Raw genomic sequence first — 21,403 nt, 5'->3', positions numbered from 1 at the left:
CCAAATTACGTAATCTCTTGAACCTTAGCATTCAAAAAGGACAATTATATGGGTGCCCTTCTTAGTTCTTTTTATTTCCATTCTGCCTTTTAATTGCCTTGCAAGATTCTCTATGAGATCAAAGCCAAGAGAATTTTTACTTTCCCGCAGCTCTTTTGATATTCCTATTCCATTGTCTTTATATTCCAGTTCTATAAAAGATTTCTTCTTTGTAAGGGAGATCCAAAGGTGTTTACTTTCCTGATTCGCAGGAAAGGCATGTTTAAGGCTGTTGGTTACGAGTTCATTAATAATGATCCCCAAAGGTGTTATACACTTTTTATGTACTTCCATACTATGGAGGTTAAAGCTCAATTGTACCCCGGCACCCATAAAGCGCACCAGCTCATTTGCCAATGTCGATACAAATTCGTCCAGTTTGAAATGTTCTTCGGGCCTTTTTCCACTCAGCAGGTCATGGATTGTAGCAATGGTAAAGAGTCGATTCTGAGCTGCCTGAAGATTATTTTTTGCCAGTTCGTCATTGATACTTTCCTTTTGAATGTCCAGTAAACTAGCAATGAGCTGCAGGTTATTTTTCACCCGGTGATTCAATTCCTGCATCAGGAAAGCAATGTTCTCATTTTGCTCCTTTGAAAGCTTCATGGCAACATTCAGGTCTTCATTGGATTTCTTAAGTTCAGAGGTTCTTCCCTCTACCATTCTTTGGAGCCGCAGGTTTTCGGCCTTCTTTTGATTATACCTGAACAGATAAATAGCCGTAATAAGAAGCAATACTGCAAAAATGAGAAACAGTTTGAAAAATGTAGTATCAAACCAGGGCGCTCGTATGGTAAGGACTAGACTATCTGGTTGTCCCCACACCAGATCATTGTTACTTCCCTTGACCATAAATGTGTAGGTGCCGGGGTTAAGGTTGGTATAAGTTGTGGTTCTTTCTTTTGTAATGGGCCTCCATTCCTTGTCGAAGCCCAGCATTTTGAACTGGTACCTGTTTTTCTCCGGAAGCAAGAAATTAAGAGAGGTGTAATTGAAGGTGATCACATTCTCATCATAATTTAAAGAAAGTGTATCGGCATAGATAATGTTCTTTTCAATAGGATTTCCGAAAAGCTCCACGTTTTCAATAATGGTTTTCCCGACATGCTGATTAACCGGAATACTATCTGCATGGAAAACATTAAATCCATTCATCCCACCAAAATAGAGATAGCCCAGGCTGTCCTTATAAGCTGCCTTTCCATTGAACTCGTTATTCTGCAAACCATCTTGTTCAGTGAAATTTGTGAATGTCTCACCTGGTTGGTCCAGTTTGGATAATCCTCTGTTCGTACTCACCCAAACGTCATTGTTCTCATCTGTAAGCACTCCGTATATAAAATCGTTGGGTAACCCAGGCTGTTCCAGGTATTGTGTGATCTCACCGGTTTCGAGATTCAGCTTGTTCAAACCCTTGGCCGTGCCTATCCATAAATTGTTCAATTCATCTTTAGTAATGCTGAAAACTCTGTTGTTACTTAAAGAATTAACTTCTTCAGGTCTGTGTTCATATTTTGTGGTGGTTTTGGGAGTGATATGGTAGAGGCCATCATCGGCGCCCAGCCAAATGGATCCATCTTTATCAATGTATGAGGCTCTGGATCTGTACAGGTCCTTGCCCATGATCTTTACTGGGCGGGACGCATAGCTTTCAAGATCTACAGAGAATATGCCCGAAGACCAGGTGCTTACCCAAAGGCTGTCTCTGGATACGGGAATGATTTCGGCGACGTCGCGGTCTGGAATAGAGGTGAAGGGGGTGACCTCAATGAATCTATCTTTATCACGATCATATTTTTCGAGCCCTTGATCAAAGCCGCCTCCCCATATCTGCCCGTGTTGATCTTTGATAAGTGTATATCCAAGCCTGTCTTTACGATAAAGTTTATAGTTTCCGTTTTTAAGTTCGTGTTTTACAAATCCAATGGTGGTGGTCATCCAGAGCGTGTCCTTTTCCCGCAGAAAATTAAAAATGCTAATGAATTCCTTTTCAGGTTCATCTTTCAGATCAATGCGTTTAGGAGTGAATTTTTGGCGGGCGGGGTGATAATAGAACAAACCTTTTCCCTGGGAGCCTAACCAGATGCCCATGGTGGAATCCTGCTTGATCTGCAGGATCTCAACAGGTGAATAGATCTCCTTTTCAAATCCTGCCAGTACCACTGGTTTTGTCTTTAAAGTCTCTTTATGGAGGAATTTTATGCCGTGGGTGACTCCCATGAGGTAATATTCTTCATTCCAGTTAAAGAAACATCGCACCCCATCTTCCTGTTGCTGCGGAATTGGCGCCAATTCTCCATTATCAAGAGCATAGGAAAAAAGCCCTTTTTGAGTACCTATTAATAGCTGTCCTCTCTCTGCTTTCTGAAATGCCTGCACTGGATCATTATCGAGGGCGTCAAAATGGGCAAGGTTGGTGAAAACTCTCCTTTCCAGGTCCAGTTCCAGTACTCCATTGAAGTAGGTGCCCACCCAGAAAACATTCTCTGATCTCTGAAAAATACTCAGAATATAATCATTGGCAGAAATTTCGGGAAGTGGGATTCTATGTAGCTCCCTCAATTTCCTGTCCACCAACAAGCCGTTCTTTAAAGTACTAACGAGCAGGTACTGGCTGTTCAATTCAAAAATTCCGTGGGCATAACTCAGAGAAGGATCTGCAGTGATTATCTCCGTTTCCTTAAAATGGATGAATTCATCCCTGGAAGGAATATAAGCTTGAAGAGAATGGGTATTGGTGCCAAGCCAAAGCGTATCATTGCTGTAAAAAAGTCCGCGAATGTGATCATCGGTGAGTCCATAGCCATTCAGGTAGTTCTGGGAGAACACTTTCATAGCATTCCCATTGAACCTGTTGAGGCCATCTTCGGTTCCTGCCCACAAATATCCGTTTTCATCAAAATCAAATTGCAAAACGTTGAGCTGAGAAAGGCCTTCTTGTTGCGCAATTTGTGATACTCTTAAAGTATCTTGTAGGGGAAGTTTAAGATTTTGAGATTGGACAACGAAACTAAAGCATATTGTAAAAACTAATAAAACATTTTTGATCATTGACTAATCGCCTGGTTACCAAGGAAGTTTATGTTCCAAGTTTTGACGCAGATTTTAAAACTAATTAAAATAGAGGAGGAATTATAATTTTCCTGGCACTTTTCTGAAGCAAGATCTTTTTCCTATAAAATGTTCAGGTCTAATAATTCCGTCTACCTTAGGAGAAGCGAGGAATAATAGGGCTCCAAAAATGTCATTTTTGGAGCATATTTTTCAGGCAGGTTTTATCAAAACATCTGCTGCTTTTAAGGAAGTTCATCAATTATTCTAATGCAATCTTCAGCCTGGTGGCCATTTCAGAAATAATATCGAGATCAGATTTGTTATCCAGCACTTCCTGAGCGTCACGCAGTAGTCGTTCAGCTTCAGTTTTAAGAGTTGCGGGATAGGTAGCCTCTTTGAATTTCTGTTTCTGTAAATACTGGAACATCGCGCCCAGCTTCTGTACCACCACTATGTCATGTTTGCAATAGGTGCGAATCGAGGCGAGAAGCGTGTAAAGCAGCTCTTCAAAATGTACTGCACGTTCGCAGGCAAAGATCTTTTGGTCTTCACAAATATAGGAATGGTCACTTTTGAGCATTCTCAGTCTTAGTAATTCCGTTAGATAATCTATAGCATTGAGAGCAGTACCGGGATCATTGATCCCTGGTGACATCGCTTTTGCAATCACTTCGGCGATCTGTTTAAAGGCCAGCACATAATTATTGCTCACTAATTCTTCTCTTGCAAAATGGAAATACGTAAAAAATTGGCTGACCTCATCCCGATTTAGTTCCTTTTTACTGCGGAACATGGGTATGCCTTCCAGTGCAAACATTCCTCTTACAGGAAGGATCTCTATCATTGTACCTTTTTCCTTGCAGAATTCTATGATATTTTCTCTATCGATATCTCTGAAATAGCCACTGAACTCATTGTTATAGCTATACCATCCTGAAGAATCTGGAAAGACGGTGGGAGCATCTTTTTCCCGCTCTAAAAGCACGTTCATTCTCCTTTTCGCCGAAATGTAGATCTTATCCAGGATAAATGTTATCTGGATACTTTGAGAAATGGTGTGAATGAAATATATAAAAGCATATATGCAAATTACCGTTGAAAGAATGCCTACAAGAACAGAGAATCCCGGAATCTGGTATTGATCTCCCGTTGGCTGGATTGAGAATAAAATGAAGATACAGTAAAGGATGCTCGACAGGTAAATTCCAAGGATGATCTGGTGTTTATGATCTGAGATCAAGCCCGGCAGCAGGCGTGGGGAATAATTTGTAGAGGCCTGGTTCAAGAGGACCATCACCATTGAAAAGCTAAAGACCATCATAGAGATCAAACCGGTAATACACGCACTAAGAATGGTTAGAGCAGTATCTCCATTGTTGACAACCAGCACCGGGATGTTCTCCACCAGGTAACCGGAAATTCCTCTTTCTTCGAGGTACATCATAAGAAAGGCAAACACCAAACCAGAAAGGGCAAACAGGGAAGGGTAAAAGGCAATTTTGCTCTTAATGTTACGGTAGAAAGAAAAGAGGCTGGAAAAGATAGTTTTCATTTAGATCAAGATAAAAAACCCCGCCTTGAGAGCGGGGTCAAAAATGTCATTTTTGGAGCATTATTCCTGGGCATCTTCCGGATACCAGTTGGCAAGAATTACTTCTACATCATCATTTCCTTCGTTGACCAGCTGTTTGAACCTGTTGACATCTGCTTTTCCATCCTGGCCTCTAAAATGATAAGGATACACCTTGTCTGGTCCAAATTCAATCACTGCTTCAGCGGCTTTCTCGACTGGCATGGTGTAAGGCAGGTTCATGGGGACAAGGGCAATATCAATATCTTTGAGATTTCTCATTTCAGGAATATCTTCGGTGTCTCCGGCTATGTATAACCGCTTGCCTTCATTTTCAAGCACATATCCATTTCCCCGGCCTTTTGGATGGAACTGTTTAGCCTCTTCCCGTAAGTTGTACATGGGGATTGCTTCTATTGAAAAACCGAGCTCGTTGCGTTTTTCGCCGTTATTCATCACCCTCACCTTTGTGGCCAGAGAATCAGGGAGCTGGTCTTTTACAGCCTGAGGCGCAATGATCATCACGTTCCCGATCTTTAGATTACCCAGTGTTTCAGGATTCAGGTGATCTCCATGGATATCTGTAATTAAAACGATATCTGCGCTGTCCTTTTCGGCATACGCTTCGGCACCGCCCACTGGATCGACATAGATCGTTGTGTTGTTCCACTTAATAACTGCCGAAGCATGGGAGACAGGCTGAATGTCTATCTGGGCAGTCTCCATAGTATCCCTCGCTGCTGCAGCTTCCTCCTGTGGAACAGTGCCGTCTGTTTCTTCAGAATTATTTCGGCATCCCACTATGATAAAACCTGCAAAAAGTAATAAACTAAGTCGTTTCATGATTATAATTTTCATAAAACTACCTAAAACTCTAGCTTTTTACCACTGCTTTAATAGTACTTTAAGAAAGTAGTAATTCCATTTTGATGTCCCCGCGAGCATATGGATTGTTTGCTTCTATAGGGATTTCCCTAAACCCATACTTTTCATAGATATGCAGGGCGTTGTGTAGTTTGCGGCTGGAATAGATGACAAGTTTGCTCCAGCCCCTGTTTTTAGCATAATCAAGGGTGTGCTTCATAAGCTGCTGACCGATGTTCTTTCCTCGGGCTGCAGGAGTTACTGCCATTTTAGTGAGTTCAAAAACTCCGGTATCCATTTTCATGAGTGCAACAGTGGCGAGAATATTCTCTTCCTCTCTAACAAAAAAGATGTTACCGCCGGGTTTGATGATATACTTTTCAGGTTGCCCTAATACTTCCTCATCATGAGGTTCTACCCAGAAAAACTTCTCCAGCCACTCAATATTCAAATCTTTGAAATCTTTGGCGTACCTGGGTTCAAATGAAATGATCTCCATGAACTAATCTCCTATTTGTCTTTTTTGCCAGGGCCATTTGCCCTCCAGTTCTACCTGCAAAGAAAGACTTAAAAAAGTTCTTATAAGCACAATTAATCCCAGCACCAGCACATTATCCATAGTTGGCGCTGTACTCACTGTGGCAATAATATCACCAGCTACTAAAAATTCCAGGCCTAAAAGAATTGCCTTTCCCAAATCATGCCGAAAGGTGCGGTAAGTACTGCCATCTTCATGTTCATTAAAGAAATATCTGTACAGCGCAAAAAAAGGTCCGATGATCATCACCAGAACCCCTGTAAATTCAATAATTAAAGCTGCCCAGTTGACATAAACCTGTATATTTTCATGCATATCTTCTCTCTCTTATAAAATCTGTCACGAAATAGCTTAAAGCCTTACCAGAAGCAAAATGACTGCTGGCCATGGCTTCACAAATATGAAGATAACAACAATTTTTTTCTTTTGCCACTACCTGCAGAAGTTTCCGAACCTGGTTTATGCTAAGCCCAGCAGGAGAAACAGCACTACTCGGAAAATTTTCCATCACATCACAATCCAGTTCCAGACCAAATTTTTCGGACTTTACGAAGTCTAAATTTTCAGCTAAAGTTGATTTATAATTGTCAGAAGTCAGATCCTCCAAAAAACTGAAGTTCATATCTTCCAGTTCCTGGTTCTTATCAAAAATGTATTGAGGCGTATAATTTTTATGTAAGCCGAAAACGGAATACCTCTTCAAAAAGCCATTTTTGAGAGCATAGCTAAATCCATTTCCGCTGTGGCGATAATCTGTGGTGCGAAGATCTGTGTGCGCATCGATGTTGAGAACATTCACCGGCCTTCCAAAAGCTGAGGCAGCACCTTTTAAGTTGCCATACACATTGTTATGTCCGCCGCCAATGATCACAGGAAATTTGCCGGCTAAGATCACTTTTTTGACCACCTCACTTACTGCGGAATCGAGCTGTGCGACGAGATCTCCCAGCTTCTGAAAATAATTGGGATCGGCAGCATCAATATTTCCGGCTTTTTCCATTGCTTCTGAAGTTTTCACTTCCCCTAGCAGCAGGATGTCCTCCCCCGAATTATGATCGTTTTCCTGAACATTCAGGAACGATCTCAAAAAATCTTCCCATGCAGTTGCGGCTCCGGGTTTTCCGAAGTTAGCCCGAACCCCGATATCTTCCGGGATTCCAAAAATGACAAATTTTGCAGAGATTTTTTCAAGGCTTTCCAGATCCTGAAGAAAATTGATCCTTTCTCCAAGTTTTGTTTCTCCAGGTCGCTTTGAGACTAATTTTGCGATATCTCTTTCAGAAAAAAGCTTTAGCATCCCTGCACTTTTTTACCGTTAATATAAACCGAATCAATATGATTGGCACCAAATGAATAAGGGAGGAACCCGTAGGAAGGAATGGCTTCTGTGAGAATGAGATTGGCTGCTTTGCCTTTTGTAATGCTGCCGTGAGTATCGAGAATGCCCATTGCGTAAGCAGCATTCACAGTGGCTGCATTGATCGCCTCCTCCGGATTCATCTTCATTTTGATGCAGGCCAGGGAAACCACAAGATTCATATTGCCGCTGGGCGTGCTACCGGGATTATAATCTGTAGCCAGCGCTAATGGCAAGCCGCTGTCAATGATCTCTCGGGCAGGGGTGTAAGGGATGCCGAGAAAAAGCGAGCAGGAGGGAAGCGCAACAGGCATGGTTTCTCCCTCTTTAAGGGCTTCTATATCTTCAGGGTAAAGTACTTCGAGATGATCAACAGAGAGGGCATTATTTTCAACGGCTGCCTGTATTCCGCCTATGGCATTGAACTGGTTGACATGTATCTTCGGAGTTAATCCCAAGTCCCGACCGGCTTTGAGGATCCTCCTGGTATCTGCCAGCGAAAAATATCCTTTCTCGCAGAAAACATCCACATATGTTGCCAGGTTTTCTTCCACAACTTTCGGCATCATTTCGTTGATGAGCAGGTCTATGTAAGCTTCTTTGTCTTCCTTATATTCTGGCGGAAGGGCGTGAGCTCCAAGAAAAGTTGATTTAATAGGAAGATCGTAGTTGCGCTTTAATTTCTGAATGACCCGCAGCATCTTCAATTCGGCTTCGGTAGTTAAACCGTAACCAGATTTGATCTCTATTGCCGTAGTTCCCATCTTCATCACCTCTTCAAGACGTTTAGCCGATTGCAGGTAAAGGTCACCTTCAGAAGTTTCCTGAAGTTTCTTAGCAGAATTAACGATCCCGCCACCTTTTTCGGCTATTTCCTCGTAGGTGAGGCCGTTAATGCGGTCTACAAATTCCTGCTCCCGATTTCCGGCATACACAAGATGAGTATGTGAGTCGATCCAGCCGGGAAGCAGCATCTTTCCGGAGGCATCAATTTCCATGACCTCTTCAAAATCGGGAAGTGTATCCATAGCTCCGAAGTCTGCGATCTTTCCGTCTTCAACAAGTAACCAGGCATCATCCAGTACCGGAAGTTCCTGCATTTCGCTACCTTTTAAAGGTTGCAGAGTTTCTTCCCGCACTTGTATGAGCTGCTTAACGTTCTTAAATAAAGTTTTCATAGGGTAAAGATAGAAAAGTAGCGAGAAATTGCAGGAAATTCCAGGAAGAGGTGTCAAAAATGGCATTTTTGAAGCCTCTTCATTTTCAGGATTTATTTTTACCTTAGGGAAGAATTTTTTTAACGATCATGACCAGAAAAAAACCGGGATTAAATACCATTTGCACCCACGTGGGAGAGCTTAAGGATGAGCAGTTCAAGGGAGCAGTTTCACCATTATACATGTCTACTTCTTATGCTTTTGAAGATGTAGAGACAAAGCGCTATCCGCGCTATTTCAATACTCCAAACCAGAAGGCGCTGGCCCAAAAGATGGCAGCCTTAGAGCACGGGGAAGCCGCATTGATCTTTGGCAGCGGCATGGCAGCCGTTAGTACTTCTCTACTCGCTTTTCTGAAACAGGGAGACCATGTGGTGCTACAAAAAACGCTGTATGGCGGGACGAGTAACCTGGTTACAGAGGAATTCGAGAAATTCGGGATAGCATTCAGTTTTACACAAAATTTGTCTATCGAAGCCTTTGAAAAGGAAATTCGGGAAAATACGAAAGTGATCTATATTGAAACACCTTCAAATCCACTTCTCACCATTACCGATCTTGAAGCCATAGCCAATTTGTGCAGGAAGAAGGGGCTGGTGAGCATGATAGATAATACTTTTGCTTCACCCGTCAATCAGACCCCGCTGGATTTTGGGATCGACGTGACTATACATTCGGCAACAAAATATATGGGCGGCCACAGTGATATCCTTGCCGGAACGGTGATAGCTTCAGAAGAAAAGATCAACAAGATCTTTCAGCTTGCCAAGAATTTAGGGGGGAGTTTGAGTGACTACACAGTCTGGTTGCTGGAAAGAAGTATAAAAACCATGGGGATTAGAGTAAGGGCGCAAAGTGAGAATGCACAGAAGCTGGCCGAGTTTCTTGAGCAGCATGAGCTTGTGAAAACAGTTTATTATCCAGGCCTCAGCTCCCATAAAGATCACGAGCTTGCAAAAAAACAGATGAAAGGATTTGGAGGAATGCTTTCCTTCGAGTTGAAGGAGCTAGATGCTTCCACTTTCATGAAGAACCTGAAGCTTATCAAACCTTCTATGAGTCTTGCCGGGGTAGAATCTACCATCTTATCTCCAACTAAAACTTCACATGCGCTTCTTAGTCCTGAAGAAAGACAGGAGCAGGGGATAAGCGATAACCTCATGCGATTTTCTGTGGGCATCGAGGAAACTGAAGATCTCATTGCCGATATAGAACAGGCGCTCGAGGAAACCCGAAAAGATATGCTGGATATTCGCCTATAGCACAAAAGATGGAAGTTTTCAATTGAATCTTAAAGGGGCGTTGAACAGATATCGGTGGAAATTACAGGAATAAAGATTAAAGACAGACAAATTAAAAAATGAAATTAGATATACTAGCCATTGGGTCACACCCAGATGATGTAGAACTTAGCTGCTCTGCGACACTTGCCAAAGAAATTTCCCGCGGAAAAAAGGTGGGAATCCTTGATCTCACCCGGGGCGAATTGGGCACGCGTGGCACAGCCGAAATAAGAGACAAGGAAGCAGAGGAGGCCGGGAAGATCTTAGGAGTGGCAGTTCGGGAAAATCTGGAATTTAGCGACGGCTTCTTTGTGAACAATGTTTCACACCAGCTGGAGATCATGAAGGTGCTGCGAAGATATCGACCCGATGTTGTTTTGTGCAATGCAGTTGATGATCGTCATATAGATCATGCAAAAGGAGCACAACTGGTTGCAGATGCTTGTTTTTTAAGCGGATTAAGGAAAATTGAAACTATCTACAACGGGAATTCACAAAAACCCTGGCGCCCAAGACAGGTATTTCATTACATCCAGTGGAAAAATCTGGAGCCCGATGTAGTTGTAGATGTTACGGGATTTATGGATAAGAAGTTAGCAGCTGTCAAGGCATATCGTTCTCAATTTTTTGATGAAAACAGCAACGAGCCCGAAACGCCTATTTCCAGCAGTAATTTTTTTGACAGTATCACCTACAGAGCCAGAGATTTAGGTAGGCTAACTGGGGTGGAATATGCCGAAGGATTTAATTCCAGCCGTTATATAGCGGTAGATTCCTTATTCGATTTGAAGTAAAAAAAGAGATTTTTTTCTTTTGTAAAAAAAAGGATTTATACTACATTTGCCTCCGATTAAAATGGTGGTTGTAGCTCAGCTGGTTAGAGCGCCTGATTGTGGTTCAGGAGGTCGCCGGTTCGAACCCGGTCTTCCACCCGTTTTATAAGCTCCTTGTGAAAACGAGGAGCTTTTTTTTTGTGGCTGGTTCGTTCTTTTAGAAGAAAAGTGCTTAGGAAGCTGAGTTTTAAGAAACGAGAATGACAAGATTTATACTAAAAAAAAAGCCTCCCGAGATCGAATCTGGGAGGCTTTTTCTTTAAAGAACCTGTTATTCAGCAGCTTCAGTTAATGTAGGCTTGTCTACAAATGGCCTGGTTTCTCTGTTAGCAATTTCCCATGCTGTAAGGAAGATCAGTTTTGCACGTTTTTCAAGCAGATCATATTCTATTTTATCTGGTGTATCTGTTGGACGGTGATAGTCTTCATGAACTCCATTAAAGTAGAAGATGATGGGAATGTCATTCTTTGCAAAATGATAATGGTCGCTTCTGTAATAAAATCTGTTTGGATCATTTTCATCGTTATAGGTATAATCCAGGTTAAGGTTCAGGTATTTTTCATTTACTGCTTCACTTAGCTCGTGAAGTTCGGTACTCAGTTTATCGCTTCCAATAAGGTAAACATAATCTCCTGCGTTCTCCATGTCTTTTCCAATTCTACCAATCATATCAATGTTCAAATTGGCAACGGTATTGGCCAGTGGGAAAACAGGATTTTCAGAATAGAACTTTGATCCTACCAATCCCTTTTCTTCTCCAGTAACGTTAAGGAACAGAACAGATCTTTTTGGAGTGTACCCGTCTTCCTGAGCTTTTTTAAATGCTTCGGCGATTTCCAGAATGGCTACTGTTCCCGAGCCATCATCGTCGGCACCATTATAAATATTGCCTTCATCGTCTACACCAACGTGATCATAATGAGAAGAAATAACTAAAATTTCTTCAGGAATACTGCTGCCTTTAATGTATGCAAGCACGTTCTCGGTATCCTTGATCTCACCGCGTGTAAAGTAAGAACCTGGAACTTCCTGGTAGTAATCATCACCCCCTAAAGGAGAAACTACTCCTAATTTCTTGTATTCGTTCTTAAGGTATTCTGCTGCCATTTTTTGACCTGGTTCCCCTGTATCGCGTCCTTGAAATTCATCACTTGCGAAAGTGTACAAATGGTCCTTTAGTTCTCCTGCCGTAATGGTGTTAGCATATTCCATGGGGTTAGCGTCGGCCACATCCCCGGGCTGCTGAGCCTTACATCCCAGAAGACTCACAGTAAGAGAAAATAATAATACTTTTTTCATGGTTTAATTTGAAGTTTTAAATAAGTCTGGCAAGATAACAGATTTTCTGATACTCTCTAAAGGAACAAGGAACTTGCCAGCCGTTGTGGACAATTTTCAATGTTAATAGCGCTTAATAAGAGGATTTTATCGTATTTTTAAAGTAATTCATCTATGGTCTTTAAACATCTATCTCATGAAAAAAGATATTCCTGTTTCTCAAATCATGACAAAAAATATACTGCGACTTTCACTTTCAGATAGTTTGTCAACAGCAGAGTCTTTAATGAAGAAAAATCATATAAGGCATCTTCCGGTAGTTGAAAATGAACACATAGTTGGAATGATTAGTCTTAATGATCTGCTTCGTATTTCCTTTGCAGATGCAGTTGATGCCAATGGGGAAGAGGTGGAAAGCGCGGTTTATGACATGTTTACTATCGAACAGATCATGACGAGAAAAGTGGAATGGATTTCTTCGGAAACAAGCATAGCTGAAGCCGCAAAATTATTTCTTGAATTTGAATTTCATGCCTTGCCTGTAGTAGATGATGACTGTCTTACAGGGATAGTGACTACTACTGATATAATTCGATATTTTCTAAACGAAGGAAATGAGTGAAAACAAAAAAGTGAGAAGAGTACTGTAGGGGGATACGCTTCTCACTTGTGGTGCCCTTGCAGGCTAATGCTTGATTCACCAAGATAATTTAAATATTCCTACAAATTTATACCTTTTCATCCTGTTTAACCTGCATTTAACAATTGTGCTAAAAATTGAGTTCCTCCATTTTAATCTTAGCTTTGGCTTCCTAAAAAAGAAAAGATCTAAATTGTCATTAAATTGTAGTTTTGTTGCATGATAAAAGCAGTAATTATTGATGATGAAATCAATGCCCAGAACCTGTTGGAGAAAACTCTGAACAGATCTTTCCCAAATAGATTCAACATTGTAGAGAAATGTAATTCTGTAGATGCCGGGGTTCGCGCTATAAAGGAATATGAACCAGAGCTTGTTTTCCTGGACATACAGATGCCTGAAAAGAATGGGTTTGAACTTTTCAGGTACTTTGATGTGGTGAACTTCGAAGTGATCTTTACTACTGCCTACAATCAGTTTGCTATCAAGGCAATTAAGCGCAGTGCGCTGGATTATCTTTTGAAACCAATTAATACTCTGGAGCTTTCTGAAGCTGTTAAAAAATTCGAGAATAAGAATAAAGGCAGTTTCGCACAAAAAAGACTCACTCTGCTGCTTGAAAATCTTAATGTGAACGATCAACAGGTCAATAAAATCGCTTTTCCTACTGTTGAGGGTTTTGAGCTCATCCACTCTAACCAGATCCTGTATTGTAAAGCCGAAAGCAATTACTGCAGTATAAAAAGGATTGATGGCTACACAAAGATGGCAACCAAGACTTTGAAGTATGTAGAGGAAGTGCTTCCTGAAAATTCTTTTTTAAGAATTCATAAAACTTACGTCATCAATCTCAATTACGTAGTGAGATATCATAAGGCAAACAAGGAAGTAGAATTAACCAATGGTGAGAAACTTCCTGTTTCTTTTCGCAAAGAAGAAGAATTTATTCATGCCCTCATACAAAATCATTAAGTTTCTCTTCTTCTGCCTGTTCTGGTTCAATTTATCCTTTTCACAGAACTTTCCCAGTAAAAACTACACTGCAGCCAATGACTTACCCAATAACGCCGTAAGGTCGATTCTTGTTGACAGCAATAATATTCTCTGGATAGGCACTGAAAACGGAGTGGTGAAAAAGGAGAACGAAGTTTTCAAATATTTTTTTGAGGAAGATGGTCTGGCCCTGAATAGCTGCTGGGCCATTGAAGAAGATAAAAATGGAAAGATCTGGTTTGGGAGCTATGGCGGGGGAGTGAGTGTCTATGATGGTTATAATTTTAAAGTTATTGCTGAACAGGAGGGCCTGGTGCATAATGAAATTACGAAGCTCTATGCTTTTGAAGATAAAATGCTGGTGGGAACCAGTGATGGAGTTTCAATAATAGACATTAACACTTTCAAAGTATGGACTCCTGAAACTCCGCCCGGAAATGAGCTTTTCAGAATTCAGAATTTCTTTGAATATCGGGGTGAAACTTATGTGGTTTCCTATATTTCAGGAGTTTACAGAATAGACCTGAACCGCCCTGAACTTATTAAAGTAAATGGACAAAAATATATTTACTCTGTTCTGGTAGATAACGATAGTATCTTCAGTAGTAATAAGGGATATTACTTAAAGCACAGCCTCGCCGAATTTACTCATGAAAAAACTTTGCCTTCAGAAAAAAGAATGGGAAAGTCAATAATATGGGACTATGTAAAAACAATTAATGATGAAATTTTTGCGGGAGCATGGGGAATATATGATGCAAATGGCGGAATCTATGAGCTGAAGGATCAGAAAATGAACCCAAGAATGGCCGACTTTGAAGTTCCAAGCAAAGAGGTGGTTTCCCTGGCTTATGATCAAAAGTTTGAAAGGCTCTATGTAGGTACCAAAGATGCTGGCCTCTTTGAAATCGCACTAAATCCCCAGATCAAATTCAATGAGATTGAAGGCAAAAATATTCTTGGATTTGCAAAAACAGGAAATACTGCAGCTACTTTATTTGATGATGGGGTTCTTATTAGAGGAACAGCTGCTGGGAAAAAGATCTCTTTGCCGCTTTTTAAAAACTGGCAGGAAAACTTTGTGTCCAGAACGAAAATGCCATTACCCAAACTTGAAGATCATTTTTATGAGCTGGATTACAGCACAAGGGCAGAGGATATTAAATTTTATGACATTAAAGATGCACAGCAATCGTATTGGGTAAATACGAATATCGGGATCTTCGTCGTAAAGGAGTCGGGAGAGTTGGAGCGATACTTACCCTTACATTCTGAAGAGATCAATTTTACAGAGCAGGGTAAACTAATCGAAACCCACCCGTATGGAGGAGTGAGGTTGTATGATGACCTGGATGCTTTTAATTATACTTATTTTGAACCAGACGATCCCTTAACACCCACCATGGTGGTGAATAGTCTTTCAAAAAAGAAGAAAACATACTTTCTTTCTATTTTTTCGGGATTGTATACCTGGGAGAAGGGAAAGTTTAAATCTTATTTAGAAAATGGTGCCTGGCAGGAGAAAAAGCTAAAACATATCACTGCAGTTGGAGACAATCTTGCTATCTCGAACGAGTTCGGGGACGTTTTTCTTGTAAATGATGATCATGTTTTTACTCTGCTGGAAAAAATTCCACGGGCGAAAATAAATGGAAATACCATTTCCTTTTTAAAAGCTTATGATGGCACGCTCTTAATTGGAACAGAAAAGGGATTAACGCTCTATAAAGAACACAGATATATATTTTTAGATGAGGAGCAAGGTCTGGACCAGCCGTTATTAAGTGCCAAGGTGAATGGAAGTGTATTATCTATAGGTAGCAAAAACGGCATTTATAACATAGATCTCGATGCGGTTATCGAATCTCAAGCCCTTATAGATGAGGTAAACCTTAAAGAGGTCTATATAAACAACAGTAAAATTTCTGTGGGACCGTTGAACACTAATGAACGTCTTGAACTGGCTCATGATGAAAATACGATCTTAATAAAGTTTAGCACCAACGCACATCCATTTCCCCAGAAGCTCAAGTATCAATATCGCTTAAGTAGCAATGATAACTGGAGCCTGCCTACTTCGAGTCCCGAAATTTTTCTGCCTTCATTACCATCAGACAAATATAATATTCACGTCAAAATTTTAGACGAAAGTACAGGGTTCAGCTATAGCCAGCCACTTTTGAGCTTAGCTATACTTCCTCCATTTTGGAAAACCTGGTGGTTTGGCTTTTTTATTGCAAGCTTGATCGTGGTGGCAACCTTGGTCATTTACAGGTATCAGCTGGAACAAACTCACAGATTTGAGGAACAGAAAGGTCAGATCCAAAAGCGTTTTGAAGAAACAAAAATGGAAGCGCTCCTGGCACAGATGAATCCTCATTTTATCTTTAATGCGATGAATTCCATCCAATATTACATTGTAGAAAACGATATTGACAACGCCACCAGGTTCTTAAGTGACTTTGCAAAATTGATAAGGCTTAACCTCGATCACTGCACTAAACCCACAATTCTACTTTCTGAAGAAATTGAATATCTGCAATCTTATATTAGAGTGGAAAACACAAGATTTAATAACGCAATAGAAGTAAAGTTGCAGGTAGATTCAGAAATCGATATTTATGACGTTGAAATACCTACTATGCTCCTTCAAACATTTATCGAAAATGTTTTTGTCCACGCCTTTCCTACGAGTATAGTAAACCCAACACTTCATATTCAGTTTCAAAAGTTGGCAGATGACATTTTACAGTGCAAGATCGAAGATAATGGTGTGGGATATAATTTTGAGACCTCAAATAAACTTCATAAGTCTAAAGGAGTAAATCTGGTAAAGGAAAGACTGGCACTTCTGGGTTATGAGGTTGATAAGTCGGTTAAGATCCTCTCCAGTAAGAATGGGGGAACGAGCATCCTGCTTGAACTAAAGATCTAACGGTAACTTTTAAAATCCATACGTTCCCTAAACGGTTTTTTTCCGGTATGAAATAAGCACTAAGTTTACAAAAAATTAGAGAGGGCAGTTTTCCAAAACTCCGGATAATTAATTATATGTAGGGTATTAAGAAATTTCCGGGAAGACTGGCAGCTGTCGAACCTTAATTTTTGTCTCGGACATTATGACCGATCTTAAACAAAACCACTGACTCATAAGTTAGTGGTTTTTTTATTTCTGAAACCCAGAAGGGCCTTCCGGAATGATCCAGAAAATGCTTTTGTTCTACTTTTTTTCGCGGATTTTCCTTGCGGAGAAAGAGGGATTATTTGAAGATGATCCAAAAAGGGGGATCCTTACACACCTTCAATGCTTCAGGCTGCGCCTGTAAATATTTATATTTTAATCCAGGTTTTTTAAACTCCGTTTAAACCTTCCTAAAAATAAAAATGCTTCCCCTTTCAGGGAAGCATTTAAAGTGCGGAGAAAGAGGGATTCGAACCCCCGGAGGTGTGACCCTCAACAGTTTTCAAGACTGCCGCATTCGACCACTCTGCCATTTCTCCTTAGCGGATGCAAATATAATAAGCTTTTTCAAATAAGGAAGAATAAAATTCAATTTTTAAGGTAAGAAATTTTGTTCCCCCGGTTAATGATCAGCCCCGCAGGAGCTTAGCTCATTTTGGGAAAATTGATTGTCATGGCTTCCGCAGTGAAATTTTCTCTTCTGCAGGTTAAATAGGGATTTTGTTTTTTTTTAAAGCACCGCATTTTTGGTTTTCCGGCATTAATAGATATATTTGCTTCAGTTCTTTATTTATTAAACAAGTTATCAAGAAAGGTTGAGGGATTAGACCCGAAGAAACCTTAGCAACCCTCCTTAGGAGAAGGTGCTACGTTCTACCACAAATTTGTGGATAGATAACTAAGAATTCTTTTTCGTCTTCTTTTTTGATAGCTCTATTGTGCAAAATATGTCAAAAATTGAAGATTTACTCTCTCAAAAAATATTGATCCTCGATGGTGCCATGGGTACCATGTTGCAGGAATATAAGTTCACAGAAGATGACTTCCGCGGAAATCGTTTTCAGGATTGGCCTGTTTCTCTCAAGGGCAACAATGACCTCTTATCCATTACCCAGCCCAAAGCAATTGCCGAAATTCACCGGAAGTATTTCGATGCAGGAGCAGATATTGTTGAAACCAACACCTTTTCGGCTACCAGTATAGCAATGGCCGATTATCAAATGCAGGACCTTGTGTACGAGCTCAACTATGAGTCGGCAAGGATCGCTAAAGAAGTGGCTCAGAAAGTCACTTTTGAAGACCCTGAAAAACCACGCTTTGTGGCGGGAGCTATTGGTCCTACCAATAAAACAGCCAGCATGTCTCCAGATGTGAATGATCCAGGGTTTAGAGCAATTTCCTTTACAGAATTATCTGCTGCCTACAAGGAGCAGGCAAAAGCTCTCATAGACGGTGGGGTAGATGTGTTACTGGTAGAGACGGTTTTTGACACCTTGAATGCCAAGGCTGCCCTTTTTGCCATTGAAGACCTGAAGGAAGAAATGCAGATCGAAATTCCGGTGATGATAAGCGGGACTATTACCGACGCTTCGGGCCGTACCTTAAGTGGGCAAACTGCTGAAGCCTTCCTCATCTCGATTTCTCATATTCCGCTGCTGAGTGTTGGATTCAATTGCGCTTTAGGTGCAAAACAGCTTACGCCGCACCTGGAAGTCCTGGCCAGAAAATCTGATTTCGGAATTTCTGCCTACCCCAACGCCGGGCTGCCAAATGCCTTTGGGGAGTACGACCAGAGTCCGAAGGAGATGGCAGAGCAAATTCGGGAGTATTTGTCCCGCGGCCTCGTCAATATTCTTGGTGGCTGCTGCGGAACAACTCCCGCGCATATCAAGGCTATTGCAAGCGTAGCTAAAGATTATGCTCCCAGAAAATTTTCGAATCTCGTTCAACCTGAAACTGAAACAGAGTAAAAAATGGTAGAAGAAAAAAGTATCTCAAAAATGACATTTTTGACAGGTAAGCAGGAGCGACATCTAAAACTTTCTGGGCTTGAACCACTAGTGGTGACACCCGAATCTAATTTCATTAATGTTGGGGAACGCACCAATGTGGCCGGTTCCAAAAAGTTCCTGAGATTGATCAAGGAAGAAAGATACGAAGAAGCACTTTCTGTAGCGCGCGAACAGGTAGAAGGAGGAGCGCAGATCCTGGATGTTAACATGGACGACGGACTCATTGACGGAAAGGAAGCCATGGTGAAATTTCTTAATCTCATAGTTGCTGAACCCGATATAGCCCGTATTCCTATTATGATCGATAGCTCTAAATGGGAGATCATAGAAGCAGGGCTGCAGGTAGTGCAGGGCAAATGTGTCGTGAATTCTATCAGTTTAAAGGAAGGAGAAGAGGATTTTCTTGCTCAGGCCAGGAAGATACGCCGTTATGGGGCTGCTGTGGTAGTTATGGCCTTTGATGAAACAGGCCAGGCCGATAATTACGAGCGACGGGTGGAAATCGCAAAACGATCTTACCAGCTTTTAACGGAAAGAGCAAAATTTCCTCCCGAAGATATTATCCTCGATTTAAATATATTTCCTGTGGGGACGGGAATGGAAGAGCATCGCCGAAATGCTCTAGATTATATTGAAGCGACTCGTTGGGCCAGAGAAAATCTGCCTTTTGTGAGCCTCAGCGGCGGAGTAAGTAATGTTTCCTTCTCCTTCCGCGGAAATGATCCTGTCCGCGAAGCAATGCACTCTGTGTTCCTGTATCACGCTATTAAGGCAGGAATGAATATGGGAATTGTTAATCCGGCCCTGCTGGAGGTGTATGATAACATTCCGAAGGAACTCCTGGAACATGTGGAAGATGTTGTTCTCGACAGAAGGGATGATGCGACAGAACGACTTCTCACTTTTGCTGAAACTGTTGTTGGAAAGGAAAAGGAAAGTAAAGTAGACCTTTCCTGGAGAGACGAGCCCCTGCAAAAACGAATCAGCCACGCGTTGGTAAAAGGAATAGACCAGTATATAGTAGAAGATGTGGAAGAGGCAAGATCGAGGTCTTCCCGTACTTTAGATGTAATTGAAGGTCCGCTCATGACAGGAATGAACGTAGTAGGAGACCTTTTTGGCAGTGGAAAGATGTTCCTGCCCCAGGTAGTGAAATCGGCCAGGGTAATGAAAAGAGCAGTGGCTCATTTGCTGCCATATATTGAAGAAGAGAAGAAAGCCCCCCAAACTCTTAAGGAGGAGAGGAGCCAGGGAGAGGTGCGAACCGAGGAGGAAGCTTTTACTCCTCGTTCGGGGGCGGGGGGAGCTGGAAAGATCCTCTTGGCCACCGTTAAAGGTGATGTTCACGATATTGGCAAAAACATAGTGAGCGTCGTACTGGCTTGCAATAATTATGAGATCATTGACCTGGGAGTAATGGTGCCACCACAAAAGATCATTGAGACCGCAAAAGCCGAACAGGTTGATGCGATTGGCCTTAGCGGACTCATCACTCCATCTCTTGATGAAATGGCCTTTTTGGCTCAGGAAATGGAAAGACAGGGATTTCAGGTTCCGTTATTGATTGGAGGTGCCACGACTTCAAAGGCGCATACTGCGGTCAAGATCGATCCTCATTACAGCAATGCAGTAGTTCATATTAATGATGCATCCAGGGCCGTGACAGTGGTAGGGGAGCTGCTGAAAAAAGAGACCAATCAGGAATTTCGGGCCAATCTTAAAGCTGAATACGACAATTTCAGGAAGAACTTCAAAAAGAGAAGTAAGGTCAAGGAATATCTAAGTATTGCTGAAGCAAGAGAGAACCGGTACCAGATTGACTGGCAAACAACAGAAATTACAAAACCAAATCAACTCGGAGTTCAGGTGATTGAAGATATGGAACTTGAAAAATTGCTTCCGTTTATAGACTGGACTCCGTTTTTCAGAAGTTGGGAGCTGCATGGAAGATTTCCGGCCATTCTTGATGACGAGATCGTAGGAGAACATGCAACCTCCCTTTTCAAAGATGCAAATGAACTGCTGAATTTGATTCTCGAAAAAAAGCTGCTTAAAGCAAAGGCAGTCTTTGGCCTGTTTCCTGCAAACTCTGTAAATTCGGATGATATTGAAGTGAATTCCGAAGCAACAACGGGTGCCAAAAATGTCATTTTCAGGACCCTTAGGCAGCAGTTAAGCAAATACGAAGGAAAACCGAATTTCGCACTTGCAGATTTTATTGCACCAAAAGAGTCGGGAGTACAGGATTACGTTGGCTGCTTCTGTGTCTCCACAGGCTTCGGAACAGAAGAACTTGCCAGGAGCTTTGAAGCAGAACACGATCAATACAACTCCATTCTTATAAAAGCGCTTTCCGATAGACTTGCAGAAGCCTTTGCTGAATATCTCCATAAAAAAATAAGAACTCAGGATTGGGGTTATGCACCCAATGAAGCCCTGAGCAATGAAGAGCTTATCAAAGAAAGCTACAAAGGAATTCGGCCTGCTCCAGGATATCCAGCCTGTCCAGATCATCTTGAAAAATTGACAATATGGGACCTTCTCAAAGTGGAAGAGCGCATTGGGGTAAAGCTAACCGAAAGCCTTGCCATGTGGCCTGCCGCAAGTGTAAGCGGATATTATTTTGCAAATCCCGAAGCCCGGTATTTTGGAGTTGGCAAGATCACTAAAGATCAGGTAGCAGATTTTGCCAAAAGGAAGGAAATTCCGCTTGAGGAGGCCGAAAAATGGCTCAGCCCTTCCATTGCAGATGAATAGAAAAA

Annotated in this window: 15 protein-coding genes, 2 tRNA genes and 1 riboswitch; of the genes, 8 read left to right on the top strand and 9 right to left on the bottom strand. The window is 41.5% G+C overall.

Annotated features, from left to right (window positions below; all coding sequences use genetic code 11):
• Positions 1–24: 24 nt before the first annotated feature.
• The 7 genes from HC175_RS00515 to hutI form a co-directional block, all read right to left on the bottom strand.
• The gene (locus tag HC175_RS00515; RefSeq protein ID WP_168136566.1) at positions 25–3,090 is read right to left on the bottom strand and encodes a ligand-binding sensor domain-containing protein; all 3,066 of its coding nucleotides are present in this window, start codon (positions 3,088–3,090) and stop codon (positions 25–27) included.
• Positions 3,091–3,352: 262 nt separating this feature from the next.
• Entirely contained in the window at positions 3,353–4,645 is a 1,293-nt protein-coding gene (locus HC175_RS00510; RefSeq protein WP_168136565.1) for a DUF2254 domain-containing protein, read from the bottom strand.
• Positions 4,646–4,705: 60 nt separating this feature from the next.
• Positions 4,706–5,506: an MBL fold metallo-hydrolase gene (locus HC175_RS00505; protein WP_168136564.1), complete on the bottom strand. Its 801-nt coding sequence runs from the start codon at positions 5,504–5,506 to the stop codon at positions 4,706–4,708.
• 61 nt (positions 5,507–5,567) lie between these two features.
• On the bottom strand, positions 5,568–6,026 hold the full coding sequence (locus tag HC175_RS00500) for a GNAT family N-acetyltransferase (protein ID WP_168136563.1): 459 nt from the start codon (positions 6,024–6,026) through the stop codon (positions 5,568–5,570).
• Between the two features lie 3 nt (positions 6,027–6,029).
• A complete protein-coding gene (locus HC175_RS00495; protein WP_168136562.1) occupies positions 6,030–6,380 on the bottom strand; it encodes a DUF1622 domain-containing protein in 351 nt (116 codons plus the stop codon).
• On the bottom strand, positions 6,373–7,362 hold the full coding sequence (locus HC175_RS00490) for a formimidoylglutamase (RefSeq protein ID WP_168136561.1): 990 nt from the start codon (positions 7,360–7,362) through the stop codon (positions 6,373–6,375). The genes HC175_RS00495 and HC175_RS00490 overlap by 8 nt, the downstream gene beginning before the upstream one ends.
• Positions 7,356–8,600 (bottom strand): imidazolonepropionase, encoded by a 1,245-nt coding sequence (gene hutI / locus HC175_RS00485; RefSeq protein WP_168136560.1) that lies wholly within the window; start codon positions 8,598–8,600, stop codon positions 7,356–7,358. Before hutI ends, HC175_RS00490 begins: the two co-directional genes overlap by 7 nt.
• A gap of 128 nt (positions 8,601–8,728) precedes the next feature.
• Here hutI and HC175_RS00480 point away from each other — a divergent pair, with 128 nt between their 5' ends.
• The 3 genes from HC175_RS00480 (at position 8,729) to HC175_RS00470 (ending at position 10,855) form a co-directional block, all read left to right on the top strand.
• Positions 8,729–9,901, top strand: coding sequence for a trans-sulfuration enzyme family protein (locus HC175_RS00480; RefSeq protein WP_168136559.1), 1,173 nt, complete (start codon positions 8,729–8,731; stop codon positions 9,899–9,901).
• Positions 9,902–9,999: 98 nt separating this feature from the next.
• Complete coding sequence (gene bshB1 / locus HC175_RS00475; protein WP_168136558.1) at positions 10,000–10,716, top strand: bacillithiol biosynthesis deacetylase BshB1; 717 nt, start codon at positions 10,000–10,002, stop codon at positions 10,714–10,716.
• 63 nt (positions 10,717–10,779) lie between these two features.
• A tRNA-His gene (locus HC175_RS00470) sits at positions 10,780–10,855 on the top strand.
• Positions 10,856–11,026: 171 nt separating this feature from the next.
• Here the strand turns inward: HC175_RS00470 and HC175_RS00465 are convergent.
• The gene (locus tag HC175_RS00465) at positions 11,027–12,055 is read right to left on the bottom strand and encodes a M28 family metallopeptidase (RefSeq protein ID WP_168136557.1); all 1,029 of its coding nucleotides are present in this window, start codon (positions 12,053–12,055) and stop codon (positions 11,027–11,029) included.
• 175 nt (positions 12,056–12,230) lie between these two features.
• Here HC175_RS00465 and HC175_RS00460 point away from each other — a divergent pair, with 175 nt between their 5' ends.
• The 3 genes from HC175_RS00460 (at position 12,231) to HC175_RS00450 (ending at position 16,602) form a co-directional block, all read left to right on the top strand.
• Positions 12,231–12,656, top strand: coding sequence for a CBS domain-containing protein (locus HC175_RS00460; RefSeq protein WP_168136556.1), 426 nt, complete (start codon positions 12,231–12,233; stop codon positions 12,654–12,656).
• Positions 12,657–12,893: 237 nt separating this feature from the next.
• The gene (locus HC175_RS00455) at positions 12,894–13,646 is read left to right on the top strand and encodes a LytR/AlgR family response regulator transcription factor (RefSeq protein ID WP_168136555.1); all 753 of its coding nucleotides are present in this window, start codon (positions 12,894–12,896) and stop codon (positions 13,644–13,646) included.
• Positions 13,624–16,602: a sensor histidine kinase gene (locus HC175_RS00450; protein ID WP_168136554.1), complete on the top strand. Its 2,979-nt coding sequence runs from the start codon at positions 13,624–13,626 to the stop codon at positions 16,600–16,602. The genes HC175_RS00455 and HC175_RS00450 overlap by 23 nt, the downstream gene beginning before the upstream one ends.
• Positions 16,603–17,083: 481 nt before the next feature.
• On the opposite strand, the gene HC175_RS00445 is transcribed toward HC175_RS00450, so the two are convergent.
• Positions 17,084–17,168: transfer RNA gene (locus HC175_RS00445), tRNA-Ser, on the bottom strand.
• Positions 17,169–17,428: 260 nt separating this feature from the next.
• A riboswitch (SAM riboswitch) is annotated at positions 17,429–17,530 on the top strand.
• Positions 17,531–17,576: 46 nt separating this feature from the next.
• Here HC175_RS00445 and HC175_RS00440 point away from each other — a divergent pair.
• Both HC175_RS00440 and metH read left to right on the top strand, forming a co-directional pair.
• Positions 17,577–18,599 (top strand): homocysteine S-methyltransferase family protein, encoded by a 1,023-nt coding sequence (locus HC175_RS00440; RefSeq protein WP_168136553.1) that lies wholly within the window; start codon positions 17,577–17,579, stop codon positions 18,597–18,599.
• 3 nt (positions 18,600–18,602) lie between these two features.
• Positions 18,603–21,398, top strand: coding sequence for a methionine synthase (gene metH / locus HC175_RS00435; RefSeq protein ID WP_168136552.1), 2,796 nt, complete (start codon positions 18,603–18,605; stop codon positions 21,396–21,398).
• The last annotated feature ends 5 nt before the right edge of the window (positions 21,399–21,403 follow it).

It is taken from the genome of Salinimicrobium oceani (assembly GCF_012037645.1).
This window is presented reverse-complemented; position numbering and strand designations above follow the sequence as displayed.

Excerpts from the sequence above, each read along its gene's own strand:
- HC175_RS00515 (WP_168136566.1), bottom strand. The coding sequence starts at position 3,090 with ATGATCAAAAATGTTTTATTAGTTTTTACAATATGCTTTAGTTTCGTT.
- HC175_RS00510 (WP_168136565.1), bottom strand. The coding sequence starts at position 4,645 with ATGAAAACTATCTTTTCCAGCCTCTTTTCTTTCTACCGTAACATTAAG.
- HC175_RS00505 (WP_168136564.1), bottom strand. The coding sequence starts at position 5,506 with ATGAAACGACTTAGTTTATTACTTTTTGCAGGTTTTATCATAGTGGGA.
- HC175_RS00500 (WP_168136563.1), bottom strand. The coding sequence starts at position 6,026 with ATGGAGATCATTTCATTTGAACCCAGGTACGCCAAAGATTTCAAAGAT.
- HC175_RS00495 (WP_168136562.1), bottom strand. The coding sequence starts at position 6,380 with ATGCATGAAAATATACAGGTTTATGTCAACTGGGCAGCTTTAATTATT.
- HC175_RS00490 (WP_168136561.1), bottom strand. The coding sequence starts at position 7,362 with ATGCTAAAGCTTTTTTCTGAAAGAGATATCGCAAAATTAGTCTCAAAG.
- hutI (WP_168136560.1), bottom strand. The coding sequence starts at position 8,600 with ATGAAAACTTTATTTAAGAACGTTAAGCAGCTCATACAAGTGCGGGAA.
- HC175_RS00480 (WP_168136559.1), top strand. The coding sequence starts at position 8,729 with ATGACCAGAAAAAAACCGGGATTAAATACCATTTGCACCCACGTGGGA.
- bshB1 (WP_168136558.1), top strand. The coding sequence starts at position 10,000 with ATGAAATTAGATATACTAGCCATTGGGTCACACCCAGATGATGTAGAA.
- HC175_RS00465 (WP_168136557.1), bottom strand. The coding sequence starts at position 12,055 with ATGAAAAAAGTATTATTATTTTCTCTTACTGTGAGTCTTCTGGGATGT.
- HC175_RS00460 (WP_168136556.1), top strand. The coding sequence starts at position 12,231 with ATGAAAAAAGATATTCCTGTTTCTCAAATCATGACAAAAAATATACTG.
- HC175_RS00455 (WP_168136555.1), top strand. The coding sequence starts at position 12,894 with ATGATAAAAGCAGTAATTATTGATGATGAAATCAATGCCCAGAACCTG.
- HC175_RS00450 (WP_168136554.1), top strand. The coding sequence starts at position 13,624 with ATGCCCTCATACAAAATCATTAAGTTTCTCTTCTTCTGCCTGTTCTGG.
- HC175_RS00440 (WP_168136553.1), top strand. The coding sequence starts at position 17,577 with ATGTCAAAAATTGAAGATTTACTCTCTCAAAAAATATTGATCCTCGAT.
- metH (WP_168136552.1), top strand. The coding sequence starts at position 18,603 with ATGGTAGAAGAAAAAAGTATCTCAAAAATGACATTTTTGACAGGTAAG.